14 protein-coding genes are annotated in these 19,062 nt (G+C 58.3%); 10 read left to right on the top strand and 4 right to left on the bottom strand.

The features are described 5' to 3' along the window. Window positions 1-93: 93 nt before the first annotated feature. The 4 genes from DVK01_RS13680 to DVK01_RS13665 form a co-directional block, all read right to left on the bottom strand. The gene (locus DVK01_RS13680; RefSeq protein WP_101351500.1) at window positions 94-1,098 is read right to left on the bottom strand and encodes an LLM class flavin-dependent oxidoreductase; all 1,005 of its coding nucleotides are present in this window, start codon (window positions 1,096-1,098) and stop codon (window positions 94-96) included. Between the two features lie 84 nt (window positions 1,099-1,182). Continuing rightward, window positions 1,183-2,451: a Xaa-Pro peptidase family protein gene (locus tag DVK01_RS13675; protein WP_101351499.1), complete on the bottom strand. Its 1,269-nt coding sequence runs from the start codon at window positions 2,449-2,451 to the stop codon at window positions 1,183-1,185. Window positions 2,452-2,564: 113 nt separating this feature from the next. Next, window positions 2,565-3,527, bottom strand: a complete 963-nt coding sequence (locus DVK01_RS13670) for an NAD(P)-dependent oxidoreductase (protein WP_121537143.1) — start codon at window positions 3,525-3,527, stop codon at window positions 2,565-2,567. Between the two features lie 61 nt (window positions 3,528-3,588). Next, entirely contained in the window at window positions 3,589-5,292 is a 1,704-nt protein-coding gene (locus tag DVK01_RS13665; RefSeq protein ID WP_121537141.1) for a thiamine pyrophosphate-binding protein, read from the bottom strand. Between the two features lie 1,166 nt (window positions 5,293-6,458). Between DVK01_RS13665 and DVK01_RS13660 the strand changes: the two genes are divergently transcribed. The 10 genes from DVK01_RS13660 to lpdA all read left to right on the top strand — a co-directional run bounded on the left by DVK01_RS13660 (window position 6,459) and on the right by lpdA (window position 18,949). Further along, window positions 6,459-7,658: an ABC transporter substrate-binding protein gene (locus DVK01_RS13660; RefSeq protein WP_121537330.1), complete on the top strand. Its 1,200-nt coding sequence runs from the start codon at window positions 6,459-6,461 to the stop codon at window positions 7,656-7,658. A 185-nt stretch (window positions 7,659-7,843) separates the two neighbouring features. Beyond that, window positions 7,844-8,962, top strand: a complete 1,119-nt coding sequence (locus DVK01_RS13655) for a pyridoxal phosphate-dependent aminotransferase (protein WP_101351915.1) — start codon at window positions 7,844-7,846, stop codon at window positions 8,960-8,962. 262 nt (window positions 8,963-9,224) lie between these two features. Further along, window positions 9,225-10,322, top strand: coding sequence for a branched-chain amino acid ABC transporter permease (locus DVK01_RS13650; RefSeq protein ID WP_121537139.1), 1,098 nt, complete (start codon window positions 9,225-9,227; stop codon window positions 10,320-10,322). Next, on the top strand, window positions 10,319-11,626 hold the full coding sequence (locus DVK01_RS13645; protein ID WP_121537137.1) for a branched-chain amino acid ABC transporter permease: 1,308 nt from the start codon (window positions 10,319-10,321) through the stop codon (window positions 11,624-11,626). Before DVK01_RS13650 ends, DVK01_RS13645 begins: the two co-directional genes overlap by 4 nt. After that, window positions 11,619-12,446, top strand: coding sequence for an ABC transporter ATP-binding protein (locus tag DVK01_RS13640; RefSeq protein WP_121537135.1), 828 nt, complete (start codon window positions 11,619-11,621; stop codon window positions 12,444-12,446). The genes DVK01_RS13645 and DVK01_RS13640 overlap by 8 nt, the downstream gene beginning before the upstream one ends. Next, a complete protein-coding gene (locus DVK01_RS13635) occupies window positions 12,443-13,147 on the top strand; it encodes an ABC transporter ATP-binding protein (RefSeq protein ID WP_101351912.1) in 705 nt (234 codons plus the stop codon). Before DVK01_RS13640 ends, DVK01_RS13635 begins: the two co-directional genes overlap by 4 nt. A 679-nt stretch (window positions 13,148-13,826) precedes the next feature. Further along, a complete protein-coding gene (pdhA, locus tag DVK01_RS13630) occupies window positions 13,827-14,975 on the top strand; it encodes a pyruvate dehydrogenase (acetyl-transferring) E1 component subunit alpha (protein ID WP_121537133.1) in 1,149 nt (382 codons plus the stop codon). After that, window positions 14,972-15,988 (top strand): alpha-ketoacid dehydrogenase subunit beta, encoded by a 1,017-nt coding sequence (locus tag DVK01_RS13625; RefSeq protein ID WP_121537131.1) that lies wholly within the window; start codon window positions 14,972-14,974, stop codon window positions 15,986-15,988. The genes pdhA and DVK01_RS13625 overlap by 4 nt, the downstream gene beginning before the upstream one ends. Window position 15,989: 1 nt before the next feature. Further along, window positions 15,990-17,516, top strand: a complete 1,527-nt coding sequence (locus tag DVK01_RS13620) for a dihydrolipoamide acetyltransferase family protein (RefSeq protein ID WP_101351909.1) — start codon at window positions 15,990-15,992, stop codon at window positions 17,514-17,516. Beyond that, window positions 17,516-18,949, top strand: a complete 1,434-nt coding sequence (gene lpdA / locus DVK01_RS13615; RefSeq protein ID WP_121537129.1) for a dihydrolipoyl dehydrogenase — start codon at window positions 17,516-17,518, stop codon at window positions 18,947-18,949. The genes DVK01_RS13620 and lpdA overlap by 1 nt, the downstream gene beginning before the upstream one ends. The last annotated feature ends 113 nt before the right edge of the window (window positions 18,950-19,062 follow it).

The following is a 19,062-nucleotide window of genomic DNA, read 5'->3' as shown; positions in this document are numbered from 1 at the left end:
GACACGCAGATAACTGCTGGCGCGCGCTGTCACAACCCTCTCCGCCGGACTGTGTCTGTCGTCTCAGCAGCTACCGACACGGTCTGGCAGTCTCTAGCTGACCTTCGGTCGCACCTCTTCACCCAGCCGCCGGATGCACTCGGCCATTTCCTGCGTTCCGGTTCCGGGGTGGTACGTCCGGAAAATGAAGTGGATGTCATCGCCCAGCGCCTCCCGGTACGTTTCCAGTTCGGCCGCGACTTGGTCGGGTGTCCCGAAGAGAGCCTGTTCTTTGAGTTCCTGTTTGCGGTCGTCGTCCAGTTCCGGAACCGTCTCGCCCGAGAATATCTCCTCGTACCGGCGCTGGATGTAGAGGTAGCCGTCGCGCATCTGCTCCCATGCGTCTTCGCGGGAGTCACCGACGAACCCGTGCTGGAGGACATACACTTGAAAATCGCCCTCGATTTCCTCGTCGTCACGGACGTGCCTGATATCCTCGACACGCTTCCGGACGCCATCGACTGACAGCGACGACGGGGCACACCATGCGTCAGCGGTCCGGGCGGCCCGCCGGACGGCAGGTCGCGACGCCCCACCGAGCATGAGAGGAACATCGTGTGCTGGCTTCGGTGTCACAGTGACATCCGATGAGATGTCGTGGAACTCCGGCTCGTAGTCGAGCGGTCCGTCAGACCAAGCACCGCGAAGCGTATCGACCGTATCGGCCAGCCGGTCAGCCCGCTCGTCGTCGGGAATCCCGAAGGCATCAAACTCGGAGACGTTTGACCCGATTGCCAGCCCGAGGGTAGTTCGGCCACCGGAGATCTGATCCACCGTTGCGATATCCTCGGCGAGCCGGATTGAGTCATACAGCGGCGCGAGTGCGATACAAGAGCCGATTTCGATATTATCGGTGACTGCAGCTAACGCCCCGAGTGCCGGTGTGACGCCCGACAGATAGTCGTCGTCGAGGAAGTGATGCTCTGAGACCCAGGCGCTATCGAGACCTGCGGTGTCGATAACTGCCCCCAGTTCGAGCATTTCGTCGTAAATGTCACTGGTTTCGCGGTCGTCGTCCGGGCGCTGCTGACAGGTAAACAGGCCTGTTCCCAGTTGCATACCTCTCAATTACGACGCGACCGACTTAATGGTAGTGACGCGCTGGCAATCGGACAGTGCGTGAGACCGGCTGGATACTGCCAGTCAGTAGTCGATTCGAGTAATCTCCGAAACGGGCCACTCACTGAGGATCTCAACGCCGTTCTCGCGGACAACAACCATCTCTTCGACGCGGACGCCCTGCCGTTCCGCGGGTTGCATCGTTTCGACAGCCATCGTCATGCCCTCCTCGATTTCAATCGGATGGTCCGGTGAGAGCCCGCGCCAGATGAGCGGCGTCTCGTAGAGCTGTAGCCCCAGCCCATGCGCCCAGTGGTTGGTCGTCATCTGCCAGAACTCGTCGGCGTCGTACCAGTCCATATGCTCGCCGTCTCTGTCGGGGAAGCCCTTGCAAATCTCGTCGGTCGTGGCCCCCGGCTCGATCCGTTCGAGGACGTCATAGAGGTCGTCACGGGCCTTCTCGTAGGCGTCTTTCTGTGCCTGCGTCGGTTCGCCCATGCTGAACGTGCGGTAGTAACAGGAGCGGTAGCCCAGATAGCCGATGTTGTAGAAATCAGCGTACACGAGGTCGTTCGGTCGAATCACCCGGTCGGTCGTGTTCGCCTGATGTTTCGGCCAGGTGTTCGGGCCAGAGGTCACGTAGCCACCCTGGGCCATTGCGCCGTGCCGCCAGAGTTCGCCGACTGCATCACCCCAGACTTCAGATTCCCGCTTGCCCGGTTTTGCACTCTCAGTAATCCTCTGGAAGCCTGCCTCACAGATGGCAGCGACCTGTCGCAGACACTCGACCTCGTCGCGGGTTTTGGTCTTCCGCGCGTCGAGCATAATGTCAGTCGCCGCGCTGGTGTCGACATCGACGCCACGGTCCTCGAACTTCTCGATGAGCGCCCCGTTGCCCACGTCGATGCCCATCGGCTCCCGGTCGACACCGTACTCTTCCATGGCGGTGTACACCGTCTCGGCCATCTTGTCTTTGAGCCAGTCGCGCGCGGCAGCGCTGCCCGACGCCCGAGGAACGTTGCCGAGTCCCGGACAGGCATATCGGATGTCGTCGAGCCAGGGACAGTTGAACCGCTGGTTCGATGCGTGGTCCGCAGTGTCCCAGTGGACGATATCGCCGTCTTCGGTCAGGAGCGTGTAGTGGTCCGCCCCGCTCCCGCCGGTCATCGCCAGCCCGGTGACGTACCGGACGTTCGGGTCGTTGATCAGCAGCATCGACCCGAGTTCGGAATCCCGCAGTCGGTCGAGAGCTCGTTCTTTGCGTTCGCGTCGCATCCGCTTGACGTCGATCCGTTCTTCCCAGTCGACGGCCATGGTGCCACGCGTTCCTTCCATGAAGTCGCGCTCGTACATCACGTAGGCGTACAGGCAGGTCCCTAATCAAACACTGGGGTCACTCTGGAGCACTGAGCGAAACGCGGGCGAACCCACGGGGTGCAGTACGCTTCGAGGGCGGGACTGGCGTTTCAGAGCGGTTCGAGGCCGTTCTCCTCCCGGAGCGTGTTGATGTACGACCGGAACCCGGATTCGAGGCCGTACTCGACCTCGTAGCCGAAGTCTTGCTGCGCAGCGGTCATATCGAGATTCTGGGTCCAGGGGAGTTCGCCCTCATCAGAGACCGACAGGTCGGCATCCGGGACGATTTCCCGGACCGTGTTGGCGGCTTCGCGGATCGTCGCGAGGACGCCGCGGACGTTGTAGATGCGCTGGCTGAGATTGTCCTCGTCGACGAACGTCGCTTTCCGGAACGCCTGTGCGATATCGCGGGCGTGTTGCCAGTCGATTACCTGATCACCGTACTCGACGCTGAACGGTTCGCCGAGTGCCGGCTTCTCGATGATGTTTGCGAGGAACGCCGAGCCTCCGGTTTCGCGGTAGGGGCCGTACGCCACAGTCGGGCGGAGTCCAACGTGGTCAACATCGTAATCCTCGTGGTAGACACGGGCCTGATGTTCGTTGTACTCTTTTGTCGCGCCGTAGAGCGTATCAGGATAGACGAGTTCGTTCTCATCGACGTAGTCGGCGGCGTAATTATGTGGCGGCGCGTACACCGCCGCGCTGGAAGCCCATGTGACGCGCTCGATCTGGTCGTCGAGGGTGCGTGCAGCCTCGAAGATGTTGTTGGTCCCCTTGATGTTGACATCGAGGCCAGCCCGCGGGTTGTCCCGTGCCGTGTTCGTCAGCAGTGCCGCGAGGTGCACAATATGCGTCGTCTCCGTCTCTTTGACGGCACGAATCACGTCCGTCGCCTCGGAGACATCACCGCGCCGGATAGTCACATCGTCGGCGACACCCAGCTTCGAGAGGATGTGGTCGTCCGTCGAGAGGTCGTAGGCGACGACGTCGTGACCGTGTTCGATGAGGTCCTCGACGACATACGAGCCGAGGAAGCCGGTTCCGCCGGTGACGAGTACTGTTGTATCTGTCATTGTTGTATCAATGTGTGTTCCGTAGTTGATTTATATTCTTTGCTAAACCATGCTCGGGACTTCATTCGTGCAGCCCGCCGACTTCCTTGTAGAACGACGACTGGAGGGACTCGACCATCTCTTCGTCGCGGTCGATGCGAACGTCGATGACGAACGGGACATCGGCGCTGGTTCCTTCTTCGAGTGCAGCCGACAGTTCAGCGGGCGTTACTGCCCGCGTCGCATCAGCGCCGAACGCCTCGGCTGCCTTCACGAAGTCAGTGTCGTGGAACTCGACACCAGCGATGTCGCCCGCCTCGTGTTGCATCTGACGGACCATGCCCAGGCTGGTGTCGTTGAGGACGACGAACGTGGGCGCGACGCCGTTCTCGACGGCTGTCTCCACGCTGGTCATCGTCATCGTGAAGCCACCGTCTCCCGCGACGGCGATGATCTCTTGTTCCGTCGTGATGGCGGCTGACACTGCGGCCGGTGTTGCCCATCCCATCGCGCCGACGCCGCCACTCCCGTAGTAGGTCCCGGTGTCCGGTGTCTGAAGATAATTGAGCAACCAGAATCGGTTGTTGCCGGAGTCGGCGGTCACAATCGTTTTCGAATCAACCACTGCCTCGATCTCCTTGACCGCCCGCTGTGGCTTGATTGGCGACGCGTCCGACTCGCATTTGGGAGCATAAAACGACTCCTGCGCTGTGGCCGCCCGGTCACGCGCCCAGTCGTTTCCAGCGCTCTCGGGGAGGTTCGCCGCCAGATCGTCGAGACTGTGTGCCGCATCACCGATGAGTGCGACATCTGCGGGGTAGACCCAGCCAGCGTTGCGCGTGTCGATGTCTGCGTGAATAATAGTTTGCTCGTCAGGCCGGATGAACTCCGGGGACTGCCAGTTCGTGTCCATCGGGTTCATGCGACAACCCACGACGAGGAGGACGTCTGCCTCGCTGACGACCTGATTTGCGCCCTCGTGCCCGAAGGAGCCGATAACGCCCGCAGCCAGGTCGTGGGTTTCGGGGAACGTCGACTTGCCCAGATAGGAGGTAGTGACGACGGCATCAGTCGCCTCTGCGACAGTTTCGAGCTGGTCGTAGGCGTCGGCGGCGTGAACGCCGTTGCCGGAAATGATGACCGGGCGGTCAGCTTCGCTCAGGGCTGTTATCGCTGTCTGGACGTCCTTGTGGGCCGGTCGCGAGTCCCAGTTTTGCACCTGATCGTGGCCGTCCCAGACCGGCGGAATCGGGTCGTCGGGCATTTCCTCGGTGACGGCGTCGCCGTCGAGGATTATTGCCGTTGGCCCGGGCCGGCCGGCAGTCGCGTGTTTGAACGCGAGCTGGAGGCTTCGTACCGTCTCCGTCGGTGAGCGCGGGAACCAGTTTTCCTTGGTGTAGGCATCGAGCGCTGACGGGAGGTCCAGCCCACCGTAGTCACCGCGAGCCTGCTGATACGGCGCGAGCGTCGAATAGTCGCCCCGCTCGCTGGCCTCGGTAATGACGACCATCGGTGACGAAGCCAGTTTTCCTTCCATCTGGCCGATTGCGCCGAGGCTCCCGATCCAGGGACCTTGTCCCGCGAGGACCCCGGGGTCTCCGGTGAGTCGTCCGTGCATCTCGGCCATGACGCTGGCTTCCCGCTCATCGCGTGGCCGGACCATCTCCACATCGGCATCCGGGACGTGGTCAAGAATCTCGATGGCGCGACCACCGGGATATCCGAAGACGTACTCGACGCCTTGCTCGTCCAGTTCTTCGACAAGGCGCTTTCCTGTGTCAGTCATACGTAGTAAATTTGGCTGTCATTATCGATCGTTGCGTTACGTCTCACTGTGGGTCACTCCCAAGATATAGAGTTTGGGGTGCAAAGGTACAGCAGCTATGGCTGCATGGGGGGCTCGGGTCCCTGCGAAACCAACTGACTTGCTGTGCTGTTCAAGTAATTCGATCATGAGACAGCACTGGAATCTGGGAGCATCACTCACTTTGGATGCCTGTAACCTCTGTTTTTCTCAATAGAACTGTTCTACTGATTCGAATAGGACTGCTCCCATCATATGAATAGTAGAATATCCAGGAAAAACAAGAGAAATTGGACGAATTGTCGGGGACCCCCTCTCTATTCGCCTGTACCTCTTGTGTAGACCACCTGTACTCCATAGCGCTGGATACGGCCGCTGACTGATTACAGTGGTACTGCTGTAACAGTTTCTGCGCCACAATCGGAGCTGCTGTTACAAACGTATGAATGTAATAGCAATGCGAACGTAGGCCCGTTTTATACCATTCAGCTAGTTTAGGTATATCCCTCAATGAATTGGCTTTCGGCGGCGTAGACACACCCACTCTTCGAGGTCACAGTGTGCGTGGGCCCTGGCTGTTCGAGTAGCTCGAACTGGCATCACACTACAGCCGGTTTATATACTAACGCCGTCCGGATAGTTGGCTGTCCAGTTGGAGCGTGACCACTGCGCGCCGAACCTGAGACTATCCACCGATGCGAGAGCTGTCATACATTCTGAATATCGGTAGTCAACCGCGGGTGAGCGATTGGACACACGAATCCGCGGTGTGTCGAATACGTGCCTGTGAGGGTCGAGATTGCACTGTACCGGTCGGAAGGTGTTGCGACGCCCTGCCGTCGACACCGTTCGGAAAGTTCGAACGGCTATCCACTCTGACGTGGCACGTACTGACAGTATGGCACGAGCAGTTCAGACGAGAGTGTTTCGACTCTCTGTGCGTCTGGTATCGGACAGGGATTGCCCGCAGCGAGGGACAATACAGTAGCGCAAGCGGAACAGTCGGGAGTGGCTGTGCCTGACTTAGACCCTCTCAAGGCCCCTTTCGTCCCTGTGCAGACTTGCTACGGTTCATAATAACGTTTATCACGAAAGATTGTGTCATGGCGAGTGTTGCGATGCACGATACAGTCAGCCGTCGAACTGTCATGAAGAGCATTGGTGCCGCAGGCGCTGTCGGACTCGCAGGCTGTTCGACAGACGGTGGGAGTAGTGGCAACACCATCAGCATGGGCATCCTAATGGGGGTAACAGGTGGGCTGTCCGAAGTAGGCCCCGCAATTCGAGATGCAGCAGAACTAGCTGTAAAGCAGGTCCGAGACGCGGACAACGGGTTCGCAGTCGATACGCAGTTCGAGAACACGGAGACCAAGCCGAGTCGGGGCGTGAGTGGTGCAGAAGCCCTCGTGAACGCCGGGTATCCGATGATCTGCGGGGGACTGGCGTCGTCAGTGACGCTGCAGGTCGCCGAGAACGTTGCCATCCCGAACCAGACGGTTATGTGTTCACCATCGGCGACGTCGCCTGATGTTTCCTCGCTCGAAGATAACGACTTTGTGTACCGGACACCGCCAACGGACAAGCTGCAGGGGTCGCTGCTGGCACAGATAGCGGCCGAACGGCTTGAGAAAGAGAGTGCAGCCATCCTCTTTCTCAATAACGCGTACGGGAACGGCCTGTCGAACGGTTTTACCAAGACGTTCGAGTCGGAGTACGGCGGTGAGGTGCTGAATCAGGTCTCGTACTCGGCGGGTCGGTCCTCCTACACCTCACAGTTGCAAAACGCTCTTGATGGCGACCCGGGAACGCTCGTGATCATCGGCTACCCCGAGAGCGGGAACAAAATCTTCCGGAACTTCTACGAGAACTTTGACAGAGCGGACATGGATATCCTGGTCCCAGACGGACTCAGGGCCGATGACTTGCCCGGGAACGTGGGACACGATATGACAAACGTCCGCGGAACCAATCCGTCCTCGGCCGGTCCGGGAATCGAGTACTTCAGGTCGGCATACGAGGAGGAGTACGGCTCTGCACCGGGGCCGTTCAATCAGCAATCGTTCGATGCTGCGGCAGTCCTCATGCTGGCACGCGCAGCAGCTGGTGAAGATGACGGGACTGCAGTCCGGGATCACATGCGGGCAGTCACAGACGCCGGTGGCGAAACGGTCGGCCCTGAAACCCTGGGAGAGGGCGTGTCGCTTGCGGCCGAAGGGACCGAAATCAATTATCAGGGAGTCTCAGGCCCAGTCGAGTTCGATGACAATGGTGACCTCGCCAGCGCCGTGTACAATTACTTCAGGTACACAGAGAACGGCACAGAAAACATCGAGCAGGTCGAAGTCTAACGGAAACGTCGCTGGGCTTTCTCACTCACAGTTGCCTGTGTTCCAGAGGCGGTCATCTCGGACGATGGTGTGACACAACCGTGACTCAGGTCGTCCTATACACAGTCTCTGTGGCAGGACTGGTGCGATAGTCATTGTCAGACAACCGAAAGACTATAATCAAATACCGTTATACTCATGAACTGATGTCTCAGTACGCAGCACGCGTCGAAGCGATGGATATCAGTGGCATCCGTGAAGTCTTCGAGGCGGCAGGCGAAGACGCAATAAATCTGGGTCTCGGCCAGCCTGATTTTCCCACTCCAGAGCACGCTCGGGAGGCAGCGGTGAGTGCGATTCAGGATGGGATGGGTGATTCATACACCTCCAACAAGGGGATTCCAGAACTCAGAGCGGCTATTAGTGACCGCTACGCCACCGACAACGGGCAGGACATCCCGCCCGAAAACATCATTGCTACTGCCGGGGCAAGTGAGGCAATTCACGTTGCAATCGAGGCCCATGTCCGGCCAGGCGACGAAGTGCTTTGCCCTGACCCCGGATTTCTGGCCTATGAACAACTGGTCTTACTCGCCGGCGGCGAACCAAAGCGGGTCGAGCTCAGGGACGACCTGACACTCGACCCCGCCGCCGTTGAGGATGCCATCACGGAGAACACGTCGCTGTTTATCGTTAACAGTCCAGCGAACCCTACCGGCGCGGTGCAATCGAAGCGAGACATGGCAGAGTTCGCGCGGATCGCGGACGAACACGAGCTTATCTGCCTCTCCGATGAAGTCTACGAGAAGATTGTCTTCGACGGTGAACACCATTCGCCGGCTGAATTTGCCACCTCTGATAGGGTAATCCAGGCCAGCGCGTGCTCGAAAACGTACTCGATGACAGGCTGGCGGCTCGGTTGGGTAGCGGCCAGTGCAGAGCGAATCGAGCGGATGCTTCGAGTGCACCAGTACGTGCAGGCGTGTGCCAGCGCTCCCTCACAGTACGCTGCCGAAGCGGCGCTTACTGGTCCCCAGGAACCGGTTCGAGAGATGGTGTCTGCTTTCGAGGAACGACGAAACGTTCTCCTCGATGGGCTGGAGGATATCGGCCTCGACACGCCGGTGCCGAAGGGGGCGTTCTACGCGATGCCTCACGTCCCAGACGGGTGGACCCAGAAGGTGCTGGACAACGATGTCATCGTGGTCCCTGGCGAGGCGTTTGGGCCGAGTGGACGGGGACAGGCGCGAATTTCGTATGCCACGAGTACAGCTGAACTGAAAGAGGCGCTGGAAGTGATGCGAACGGTCACGAATTCGCTGTAGGGTGCCGCTGGCACTCGTGCTTGACTGTCCCGTCCGACGAGCGGCGTCACATTTCTCGTCGCGGGCTTCTGCGTCCGTGTCGGTGTCTCTCTTGCTACGCCACCTGCAAGAGAACTCCGCTGGATAAAGAGAGCATGACTCCTTCTTGTTATTCGTTGCCATGTGTGATGTTAGCAAGAAACTGGGACACAGCTTCGCTTCTCTCGGATTCTATGACGATTTTACATCAAGATTTTTAACACTGGGTACAGAGCACAAACGTATGGCGGCCCGAGACTACTACAACCGTGGACAGAATATAGTGTACAACCGCCCAGTACTCGTTCTATTCGCGGTTATCGGCGTGTTTCTCGTCTTCGATATCTTTCGACAGTTAGAAACTGGCACGATTGCCGCCACAGATCTCATGAGCTATCTCTGGAACGGCCTGGTACTCGGGATGTCGCTTGGACTGGCTGGCGTCGGCCTCTCAATGACATACAGCATCCTCAATTTCGCGAACTTCGCCCACGGAGACTTGATTACGAGCGGTGCGTTCGCCGGATGGGCGACGGCGTTTCTGATTGCCGGGCTAGGTGAATTTTCCGTCGAAGCGCTCGTCCTCATTGGCGGCCCGATCGCAGTCGGCTCGAACGAACTTGGAATAAACGTCGTCAATACCCCACTGGCCCTGCTGGCTGGCTTACTCGTCGCTGCGGTCCTGACAGCTGCCCTTTCGCTCTTGCTGGACCGAATCGTGTTCAGGCCGATGCGTAGCGCCGACGGTGTGACGCTGATGATCGCCAGCGTCGGTGTCGCACTGTTTCTTCGTAATCTCATCACCTATTCGTTCCTGACTGATAGCCGCGGACTGACAGGCGGAAACGTCCCCCAGTTTACTCTGGCGGGTGTCACGTTTGGCGGACACCAGATTACGCTGGTCGTCGTCGCCGCACTCCTGATGCTTGCTACCCACGTTCTGCTCCAGTACACCAAAATCGGCACCGCGATGCGTGCAATGGCTGCGAACAAAGACCTCGCGAAAGTCACAGGCATCCCGACAGAGCGCGTCGTCAAACTCACCTGGAGTATCGGCGGCGGGCTTACCGGGTGTGCAGGCTTTCTTATCGCATTACAGCAGGGAACGCTCACAGTAACAATGGGATGGGACCTGCTGTTACTGGTGTTCGCAGCGGTCATCCTCGGCGGTGTCGGTTCGATTTACGGGTCAATGGTCGGCGGTGTCATCCTCGGAATCGTGAGCCGACTCGCACTCGTCTGGATTCCGGCCAGTTTCCTTCTGGTCGCGGCGTTCGTTATGATGATCGTCATGCTGCTCGTCCGCCCGTCGGGGCTGTTCAGCGGGAGGACGACGGCATGAGTACGGGTTCTATTCAGGCACGGGCTGAGGGGTGGCTTGGCAACAACGACGCGCGCTTGCTCATCGCCCTGGCCCTCGCTATCGGGGGCTTGTACGCGCTTTTCAGTGCTGTTCTCGGGTTCCAACTGAATGGCACGGTCAACACGCTCCGGCGCGTCGCCTTCCTTTCGGCGATTTATGCTATGTTAGCGCTCGCGCTGAACCTCCAGTGGGGATACGCAGGCCTGTTCAATCTCGGTGCGGCTGGATTCATGGCCATCGGCGTTTACACGATGGGGATACTGACCGCTCCAGTGACAGCCAGTCCGCCCGGCTTCGGGCTGCCACTTCCGGTCGCGATTCTGGGTGCGCTACTCGTGACCGGGGTCACTGGCGGCCTCGCAGCATTACCTGCGATCCGACTCCGTGCTGATTATCTTGCAATCGTGACTGTCGCGTTCTCGGAAATCGTGCGTCTCACATTCCGTGCGCCGGAGTTCGCGAACACCCGCATTGCCGGCGTTGCATTCGGAACGGGCGGTGCGACGGGCCTGTCCTTGCCATCGAACCCGATCCGGATTCTCTTTTACACGGACCCTGCCGCAACAGCCCCAGCACCCAATGCGCTGGGAACGGCGATATTCAGTGTCGTGGCACCGCTGGGAATCGAGGAGACGCTGGTTATCGGCTGGGCGTACGTGATTGTGTTATGCCTCTGTCTCGGCCTCTTGTACTGGCTGATGATCCGCCTCGGGAAGTCACCCTTCGGCCGGGTCCTCAAGAGCATCCGCGAGGACCAGCAGGTCACGCAAGCCCTGGGGAAGGACACGCGCCGATTCAAGATCAAGACATTCGCGCTCGGCTGTGCGCTCATGGGGCTCATCGCTATTCTCTGGCGTCTCTCTGGCGGGTATGCATCGCCACGGATGTTCAAGCCGATACAGACGTTCTACATCTTCATTGCGCTGTTTATCGGTGGGACCGGGTCGCCAACGGGAAGCATCGTCGGCGGTGCGCTGTTCGCCAGTCTGCTCTTCGAGGGCCCCTCGTTCATCCGGCGGGTTGTGGCGGAGTACCTCCAGCTCAGCAACGCTCCCGATACGCTTGTCGGTGCTATCGCCGAGTTAGGAACCCTTGATGTCACACCATTGCTGGCGTATTCCGTGCAGGACGTGAGCATCTCTGCGCTCCGGCTTATGCTGTTAGGTATTGTTCTGGTGTATCTCATGCAACGGCATCCGGAGGGTCTGCTGGGTCATCGAAAAGCAATCGCATCGAGTGTTGACCTCTCACGACAGGAGCCTCGCGAGGATGACAATGAGTAAGAACGCACAAGCAAGACAGAGCGGCCAGACCCAGAACGGACAGCAAGAACAGATACTCAAAGTGAAGAACCTGCGAAAGACGTTTGGCGGTATTACCGCCGTCGCTGATGCCTCATTCCACGTGGAGAAAGGGACTATCACTGGTCTGATTGGTCCGAATGGAGCGGGCAAGTCGACGACATTCGACCTCATTACCGGGGTGCAACGTCCAGACGGGGGTGCAGTCGAGTTCAACGACACGGAAATAACGGGGTATCGATCAGATCAGGTCGCAAATCAGGGCCTCGTCCGGACTTTCCAGATAGCCCGAGAGCTCTCGGAGATGACCGTGCTTGAAAACCTGATGCTGGCACCGCAGGGCCAGGCCGGCGAAGCAGTCTGGCGGGCGGTCCTCCCGCGAGCCAGAACACAGGTCATCGAGCAGGAAAAGATACTCCGAGAACAAGCATGGGAGATGCTCGAACTATTCGAGATCGAACACGTCGCGCACGAATCTGCCGGCAATCTTTCAGGGGGCCAACGGAAGCTGCTTGAGATGGCGCGTGTGCTCATGACCGATCCCGAGATGGTACTGCTGGACGAACCGCTTGCGGGAGTCAACCCAACACTCGAAGAGAAACTCATTGACCGGTTGCAGACGCTCAAAGAGCAGGGCTACACCTTCCTCTTCGTCGAACACGACATGGACGTTATCATGAATAACTGTGATACGGTCATCGTGATGCACCAGGGGAGTGTCCTCACAGAGGGGCAACCGGACGCAGTGAAAAACAACGACAAAGTCCTCGATGCATATCTCGGGGAAGAGGTGACAGTATGAGCTTACTGTCAGTACAGCAACTGGACGCCGGGTACGGTGATCTGCAGATTCTCACAGAAATTGACATGGAGGTCGGACAGGGTGAGTACATCACTATCGTCGGCCCGAACGGCGCGGGCAAGTCCACTGTCATGAAGTCTGTGTTCGGATTGACGACGTACATGGGGGGTGAAATCGTATTCAATAACAGGGACATTGCCGGTGAACAACCGGAAGACATCATCTCATACGGGTTGAGTTTCGTTCCACAGAGCAACAACGTGTTTGAACCGCTGACGGTCACAGAGAACCTCAAGATGGGTGCATACACGCTCGATCAGTTTCCCGAGGAGCGGCTACAGGCTGTTTACGACCGGTTCCCGATACTGGAAACCCGGTCGGAGCAGAAAGCAGGGACACTGTCAGGCGGGCAACAACAGATGCTGGCGATGGGCCGTGCGCTCATGCTTGATCCCGACCTGTTACTGCTTGACGAACCCAGCGCAGGCCTGGCACCGGATCTCGTCGATGAGATGTTTGACCGCATCGACGAGATCAACGACGCCGGTACCGCTGTGCTCCTCGTCGAACAAAACGCCAAAGAGGCATTGCGGCGGTGTGATCGCGGTTATGTCCTTGTACAGGGGCAGAATCGACACGAAGACAGCGGTGAGGCACTTCTCAACGACCAACAGGTCCGCGAGGACTTCCTCGGCGGGTAGCTCCTGTCGCCCAGCACTGGCTTAGAGGGCTTTTTGCCGAAGGAAACAGTCTACGTGAGACACTCTACGGGCCGTTGAGTCGTTTCGGGCTGGTGGGTCCATGGTGGCGATAATCAGTGCACGGATTTCAACGCTGCAGCCCCGGATTCAGCGAAATTATGGGAGTTTGATATATTTGACCCTTCACAGCACACCGTTATATCAATACATCCGCATTACCATCTGAATGTACGCTCTGTTACCAGTATCACAAGATGGAGGGTGTGAATATAATAGTTCAATATATTTTACTTAACCCCTGACTCCACGCCGCTTCGGACCAGTAACTGTCACCGTTCACACCGGCATAGTATCTGTTACGTGTGAACGATTGTCGCACAAACAATAAGTATCTTCCATGTCAGACTTCACATATGCAACCGGGCTTGAACCCTACCGCCTGCCCTGCAGGTCAGCTGTCCCGGCAGTTAATGGACTGGGCACTGCCCTCCGCCACAGCCCCGTCTTTTACATTTTCGACATTTAAACTGGCGTAGACCGCTAGCGCACAGGTGGTCCCTGTGCCCTGGCGGAAAACGCCAGCCTTGAACACGCTCGGAAAGCTGTACCCAGCGGCTGTTCGGGTCATCAGGGTCTGTCGAGGGAACGTCTATCGAATATACAAACATCATCGAAAACAATGAACATGAAAAACGAAGCAGGAAACGCGGACTTGCCAGCGCCCGTCAGACAAGACTCGGAGCTAGTCCAGGTACTGGATGCTGAAGGCAACGTATTACCGCAGGCGTCTGTCCCTGATCTCTCAGATAGGCAGTTACTTGAGCTGTATGAGACAATCAAGCTCGCCCGTCACTTCGATCAGCGGGCGATCAGCTTCCAGCGACAGGGGCGACTGGCGACGTACGCACCAATGACCGGGCAGGAGGGGTCACAGGTCGCCACGAGCTTTGCGCTTGCCGAGCAAGACTGGCTGTTCCCGACTTACAGGGAGCACGCGGCGAAGTACGCTCACGGAATGGAGCTGGCATCCCTCTTCGAACCACTAAGAGGCTATCGGGAAGGATATGCAATCCCTGAAGGTGTCAACGTGATGCCGGAGTATATTCCGATAGCAACCCAGGTTCCGCAGGCTATGGGAATGGCCTGGGGACACAAGCTACAGGGCAAGACGGATACGGCCGTCCTGTGTCATCTCGGTGATGGTGCGACCTCCGAAGGAGACTTCCACGAAGGACTGAACTTCGCCGGGGTATTCGACGTCCCTGCTGTGTTCGTCTGTAACAACAACCAATGGGCGATTTCGGTCCCCCGAGAGCGACAGACTGCGAGCGAAACCATCGCTACAAAGGCACAGGCATACGGTATCGACAGCGTTCGTGTCGACGGACTGGACCCGCTCGCGGTCTACAAAGTCACCAGTGAGGCACTGGAGAAAGCTCGGAATCCAGCTCCCGGAGCGCTGCGGCCAACGCTTATCGAATCTGTCCAGTATCGCTTCGGCGCTCACACCACTGCGGATGACCCGTCCGTCTACAGAGACGAATCGGAAGAGGAGGCCTGGCGAGACCGCGACCCTGTGGACCGCATTGAAAAGTATCTCTACAACGAGGGCATCCTCGATTCCGACCTTGAGAGTGAGATCCAGGACAGTATCGAACAAGAAGTCAGCGAGGCGATAGAAACGGCGGAGCAGACAGAGACGAGTCCGGACAACATCGTCGAGCATGTGTACGAGGACGTTCCAGCGCGGCTCGAAGAACAGCGGGACGAACTGAACCGGCTGCGCGAGAAGTACGACGACGGCGCGTTCTCGGAGGTGCTGGAATGAGTTCGACAGCCAGTACGCAGACGGGGCAAAACGCACAGCGTCTCACCCTCGTGGAGGCGATACAGGACGGACTGTACACGGAAATGTCGCAAGACCATAGCGTCGTCGTTCTGGGCGAAGACGTCGGGAAGAACGGCGGTGTTTTCAGAGCAACCGACCAGCTATACGAGGAGTTCGGCGAAGACCGCGTCATCGACACGCCACTGGCAGAAGCCGGCATTATCGGGGCCTCGATTGGACTTGCCCAGACCGGCATGAAGCCTGTTCCCGAGATGCAGTTCATGGGCTTCATGTATCCTGCCTTCGATCAGATTGTCAGTCACGCCGCTCGCCTCCGGAGCCGTAGCCAGGGACAGTATTCGGTGCCGATGGTGATACGGGCTCCGTACGGCGGTGGCATCCGGGCCCCAGAACACCACTCCGAGTCGAAGGAAGCGTTCTTCGTGCACGAGCCCGGCCTAAAGGTCGTCTCGCCGAGCACGCCCTACGATGCAAAGGGACTGCTGGCGGCGTCCATCCACGACCCGGATCCAGTCATCTTCCTTGAGCCGAAGTTGATCTACCGCGCCTTCCGTGAAGATGTCCCGACAAAACCGTATGAAGTGTCGCTGAGTGAGGCTGCTGTCCGGCGTGACGGAAGCGATATTTCAGTCTACACGTGGGGAGCTATGACCCGGCCTGCCCTGATCGCAGCGGAGAACCTCAGCCAGTCACACGGCATCGAGGCCGAAGTCATCGACCTGCGAACTCTGTCTCCCCTCGATATAGAGACGATCACTGACTCGTTCAAGAAGACCGGGAGAGCCGCGATTGTCCACGAGGCACCGAAGACTGGCGGACTAGGGGCCGAAATCGCAACGACGATTCAAGAAGAAGCGCTCGTGCATCAGGAAGCGCCAATCAAACGAATCGCCGGCTTCGATGCCCCAATGCCACTTCATTCACTGGAGGATTACTACCTGCCACAGGCGGTCCGTATCCAGGACGGAATTCGCGAAACAGTCGACTTCTAACATGGTACGCGAGTTCGAACTCCCCGATGTCGGTGAAGGCGTCGCTGAGGGCGAACTGCTTCGCTGGCGTGTTGCGCCGGGCGACGCAGTTTCCGAAGACCAGCCGGTAGCGGAGGTCGAGACCGACAAAGCCGTCGTCGACGTTCCGTCCCCCGTTGACGGTGTTGTCGAAGAACTCCGTGCTACGGAAGGTGAGGTTGTCCCAGTCGGTGATGTGATTATCGTCTTCCGAGTAGAGGGTGAAAACGAATCAGACGAAACCGCAGTAACGCCTCCAGATGACGCCACCTCGGAAAGTGGCTCCCAGACCGACGACGAAGCTACACCACAGCCAACCGGAGATGCGCCGTCGGACCCAGCGGTGACCCAGAGCGTCCAGGTCCCCGCACCGCCGTCCGTGCGGCGTCTCGCCCGCGAACTGGGCGTTGATATTTCCAGCATTGCTGATTCGTCTTCTGGGCGCATAACAGAGTCAGATATACGCGCGTACGCGAGCGAGTCCTCGACTCAGGAGCGTTCAAATCAGCAGACCGCTGCCGCGGGGCAACGAGATCAGCAGTCTGCCCCGGCGCAGTCTGTCAGTTCGGCACAGATGCAAGAAACGGCAGACCGGGAAACGACCGTTGCTGTCCCGAAAACCAGACACATCGCAGCGGAGGAAGGAATTGACCTCAATACCGTTCCCACCGATGAACGAAAAGACGGAGAACCCTTTGTCACGCTCGAAACGGTCCGGGAGTACGCAGAGGCACACCAGCAAGCACAGAAAACGGATCGAGAAGCGGTAGCCAGGAGAGCAGCGACAGACGAGCCAGCGCGCCCGGAATCTCGAAAGCCATACACCGGAATCAGGCAGACGATTGGCTCGGCGATGACGGAGTCGAAATACACGGCCCCGCACGTCACCCATCAGGACGAGGTTGATGTTACCGCTCTGGTCGACGCTCGCTCGGCCCTCAAACAGGCGGCAGAGGAGCATGATATCCGACTGACGTATTTGCCGTTCGTGATGAAAGCGTGCGCCGCGGCTCTGCAAGAGAACCCACAGATAAACGTCTCTCTCGACGAAGCAAACGAGGAAATCGTCGAGAAACAGTACTACAATATCGGTATCGCAACGGCGACTGATGACGGCCTGCTGGTTCCTGTCGTCGAGGATGTCGATACGAAAGGCCTGCTCGAAGTCGCCGCTGAAACCTACGAAAAGACTCAGAAGGCCAGAGAACGGAGTCTTTCGCCGGAGGAAATGCGTGGCGGGACATTTACCATCTCGAACATAGGCGGTATCGGCGGGGAGTACGGAACCCCGATCATCAACCAACCGGAGAGCGCCATCCTGGCACTGGGAGAAATAAAAAAGAAGCCACGAGTCGTCGAAAGAGATGGTGAGGAGACGATAGAACCCCGCCATGTCATGACCCTCTCGCTGTCGTTCGACCACCGGGTGCTTGATGGCGCAGACGCCGCCCAGTTCACGAATGCCGTACAGAAATACCTGCGAAATCCAAATCTGCTCCTACTAGAATAATGGTTGTCGGAGATGTAACTACGTCGACTGACGTACTGGTTATTGGTGCTGGTCCCGGCGGATACGTCGCCGCAATCCGCGCCGCACAGCTTGACCTCGATGTCACGCTCGTAGAAAAGGGAGCGTACGGCGGAGCCTGTCTCAACCGTGGCTGTATCCCCTCAAAGGCCCTGCTCAACGCTTCAAAACTGGCAGCGGAGGCGGGCAACGCGGAGGAGCTGGGAATTTACGCAGACCCAACAGTTGCGCTCGACGAGATGATGGACTGGAAAGACGGCGTCGTCGATCAATTAACGAGCGGTATCGAGCAACTGTGTACGGCAGCTGGCGTGAACCTGCTGCAAGGGACTGCCGAATTTGCTGATGAAAACAAGATCAGAATCGTCCACCAGGGTGATGGACAGGGGTCTGAATCGCTAAAATTCGAATACTGCATCATCGCGACGGGGTCCCGGCCGATTGAAATTCCGGGGTTCGACTACGGTGACGAGTATATCGTGTCCTCTGCCGGCGCTTTGACCTTTGAAACAGTACCCGACGAACTCGCAATCGTCGGAGCCGGATACATCGGCATGGAGCTAGCGACTGTCTACAGCCGACTTGGAAGCGATGTCACGGTCGTTGAGATGCTGGAGCAAGCGCTTCCCAGCTATGAGCAAGACATTGCTTCGGTAGTCCGGCAGCGAGCGGAGAATCTGGGTGTGGATTTCCATTTCGGGTACACCGCGGACAGCTGGGCTGAGTCTGGCGACGAGGCCGTTCTGACTGCTGTCCCCGCCGACGGAGCGGCACACGATAGCGATATAGAGCTCACCGCTGACAGAATACTCGTTGCCGTCGGCCGACGCCCGGTGACTGACACGCTCAGTATCGATGCCGCCGGCGTCGAAACCAGTTCTCAGGGGTTCATTCCAACGGATAGCAGATGTCGGACAAACAAGGAGCACATTTTCGCAGTCGGTGACGTTGCTGGTGAACCGATGCTCGCGCACAAGGGATCGAAAGAAGGGGAGGTTGCAGCAGAAGTAATCGCTGGTGAGCCAGCGGCAGTCGATTATCAGGCCCTCCCGGCTGCCGTGTTTACCGAGCCGGAGATCGGAACCGTCGGGCTCACAGCGACCGAAGCAGCGAACGAGGGAATTACGCCTGTCACAGGTACGTTCCAGTTTCAGGCGTCTGGTCGAGCACTGACAGCAAACCGGACGGACGGCTTTATCCGAATCGTCGCCGCAAAAGAAACCGAACGTGTGATCGGTGCACAGATTGTCGGTCCGGAGGCCTCTGAGTTGATTGCAGAAATCGCGGCAATGATAGAAATGGGGGCAAAACTTCAAGATATCGGTTCAACGGTCCACACGCACCCAACACTAAGTGAATCGATAATGGAAGCCGCACAGAATGCAAGAGGGAAAGCGATACACAGACACACCTGACTGAACCGAATTGAGACCTCAGTCTCTCTATCTACGTCCAAACTGAGGGAGACGCCACTCAATAACGGCCCATACGATACTACCTGCTGGTTCGAAGCTGTAACTCCGGAACA

Origin of the sequence: Haloarcula sp. Atlit-120R (assembly GCF_003665885.1) — an archaeon.
Lineage (GTDB): Archaea > Halobacteriota > Halobacteria > Halobacteriales > Haloarculaceae > Haloarcula > Haloarcula taiwanensis.
This window is presented reverse-complemented; position numbering and strand designations above follow the sequence as displayed.